A 2757-nucleotide genomic window follows, 5' to 3' on the forward strand; every position below is an offset into this window, starting at 1 on the left:
AAGGCGAGCAGGAGCAGCAGCGGAGCGGCCAATGCAAGTGGCCGCAGGCCATCGCTGCGATCCGTCGCGCCGGTCCGCGTTTTGATGCCGGATATTGCGATCGACGACATGAACATCACCTCGCGTGGTCGCTGACGATCGGGCAGGACCGCCCGATCGCGATATCGGCGCGCTATCTCACTGGGCGAGCCAGGCGTTGAAGCGCTTCACCAGATCCTCGCCATGGTCGCCCCAGAATTCGACGTCGCCGACCAGATAGGCCTTCATGTGGTCCGGCGCCGTCGGCAGTTTCGACAGCACATCCTTCGGCACGAACGGCGTCGCATCCGTCATCACAGGACCATAGGGGATGTGACGGCCAAGCTGCGCGCTGACCTCGGGTTCGGCCGCATAGGCGAGATATTTGTAGGCGAGGTCGAGGTTCTTCGCGCCCTTCGGAATGGCAATCATGTCGTATTCGACGATCTGATCGTTCCAGACGATCGCGAACGGCCGCTGGTCCTTGTCGATCGCATTCTGAATGCGTCCGTTCCAGGCGGTCGTCATCACCACCTCCTTGGACGCGAGCAATTGCGGCGGCTGTGCGCCGGCATCCCACCAGACGATGTCCTTCTTGATCGGATCGAGCTTCTTGAAGGCGCGGTCGACCCCGGCAGGCGTATCCAGCACTTTGTAGACGTCGGCGATCGGCACGCCGTCGGCCATGAGCGCCCATTCGAGATTCTGCGCCGGGGCCTTGCGCATGGCGCGCTTGCCGGGGAATTTCTTAGTGTCGAAGATATCGAGCACCGACGTCGGCGCCTCCTTCAACACGGTGGTGTCGTAGGCGAGGACGTCGCCATAGACGTCGATGCCGACGCCGCAGTCCAGGGCGGTGCCGGGAAGGAACCGCGAACGATCGGCGATCTTCGAATAGTCGAGCCGGATCAGCACGCCTGCGTCGCAGCCTTGCAGGACGGTCGAGGTCTCCACGGTCACCAGGTCGATCGGGACGTTGCCGGTCTCGACCATCGCTTTGACCTTGCCGAGCTCGCCGGTGTATTCCTGCTCGTTGAATTGGATGCCCGCCTTCTTGGCGAATGGCTCGAACCAGGCCTTGCGCAGCGCCGACTGCCATTCGCCGCCGGTCGCCATGACGGTGAGCTCCCCGGCACCGGCGGGCTGGATTTGCGACATGATCCCGACGCTCGTCAGGGCAGGCAAGAAGGCAAGCAACGTCGTCCTGTAGATCCGCTTCATGAAACGCTCCCTGTGTTCGCGGTGTTGTCGTCCGGGGCGACGCCTGCCGGAAAAGCCCGGCAATCGGCCGTGCGCCAGCCAAGATCGATGGTTTCGCCCGCCGGCGTCGCTGCGTCAGGGCCGATCTTGACGGTCAGCACCTGCCCGCCAGGCAGGCGCGCGAGCAGGCGTTGATGGTTGCCGTGATAGATCCGGCCGTCGACCGTCGCCCGAAAACGATTATCCGCTTGTTCGCCGCTACCTACGATCCGCTCGGGCCGGACCGCCAACTGGACCGCTGCGCCGGGACGAATATCTCCGATCGCCATGGCGGTGGTCGTCAATCCCGTGGGCAGCGCGACCAGGCATTGATTGCCGTCGACGCGCTCGACGATGCCGTCCAGCGCATTGTTCTCACCGATGAAGCCGGCGACGAAGGCGGTCGCGGGCTCATTATAAAGTGCATCCGGCGTTCCGATCTGAACGATGGCGCCGTTCTCGAAGATCGCGACGCGATCCGACATCGTCAGCGCTTCGCTCTGGTCGTGCGTCACGTAGACGATGGTGACACCGAGCATCTCATGGATCTGCTTGAGCTCGATCTGCATATGCTCGCGCAGCTTCTTGTCGAGCGCGCCGAGGGGCTCGTCCATCAGAACGAGGGTCGGCTGGAAGACGAGCGCACGGGCGAGCGCGACGCGCTGCTGCTGTCCGCCGGAGAGCTGCGTCGGCTTGCGATCCTTGAAGCGCTCGAGCTTCACCATTTCGAGCGCGCGGATGACGCGTGGTCCGATCTCGGCCTTCGGCGCCTTGCGCACCGAGAGCGGGAAGGCGACGTTGTCCGCCACGCTCATATGCGGAAACAGCGCGTAGTTCTGGAACACCATGCCGATGTTCCGCTCGTACGGCGGCAGGCGGTCGACCGATTTGCCGTCGAGCGTGATCACGCCCTGGCTTGGGCGTTCGAAGCCCGCCAGCATGTTCAAGGTCGTGGTCTTGCCGGAGCCCGACGGCCCGAGGAAAGTCAGAAACTCGCCGCGGCCGATGCCCAGATTCAACCGGCGAACAGCATGAAAATGACCATACCTTTTCTCGACGTCGATGAATTCGACAAACCTGGCGTCGACCTGTTTCCCGTTCTCGCAACCGCCAGCTGGCTTGCTTGCCGCGGCGGCGCCCGTCTTCCCGCCACCGACGGCACCCGGCTGCCCCGTTGCGGAGGGCGCGCTCTCAGTCAAGGCTTCACGAAGCGACGAACGTTGTCCGGTTGAAACCATCGCTCGACCTCCAGGGGCACTTTTGCCGTAGTTATATGGTCACACAATAGGCGTTTGAGTGACCATACAATGAGGTGATGCCAGCGTCAAGTTGATCATATGATGCAATTTAACACAGATATCATGTCATATAACAGGCTATCGAAGCCTGTTGGTATGCATGCAGGTTTGATTGTCTGGTTCATTCCTCCATGTTAAGAAGGCTTTGCTGACACAGGAACGTTCGAGGCGCCAAGCCGCAATGCTCGAAAATCTGGAACTG

Annotated in this window: 2 protein-coding genes; both read right to left on the minus strand. The window is 62.1% G+C overall.

The features are described from left to right. Positions 1–177: 177 nt before the first annotated feature. Complete coding sequence (locus JOY90_RS03855; RefSeq protein WP_291689840.1) at positions 178–1239, minus strand: ABC transporter substrate-binding protein; 1062 nt, start codon at positions 1237–1239, stop codon at positions 178–180. Beyond that, positions 1236–2495 carry an ABC transporter ATP-binding protein gene (locus JOY90_RS03860; RefSeq protein ID WP_367276876.1) on the minus strand — a complete coding sequence of 420 codons (1260 nt, stop codon included), beginning with the start codon at positions 2493–2495 and terminating at the stop codon, positions 1236–1238. The genes JOY90_RS03855 and JOY90_RS03860 overlap by 4 nt, the downstream gene beginning before the upstream one ends. Positions 2496–2757 lie beyond the last annotated feature (262 nt).

This window comes from Bradyrhizobium sp., from assembly GCF_019242285.1.
GTDB lineage: Bacteria > Pseudomonadota > Alphaproteobacteria > Rhizobiales > Xanthobacteraceae > Bradyrhizobium.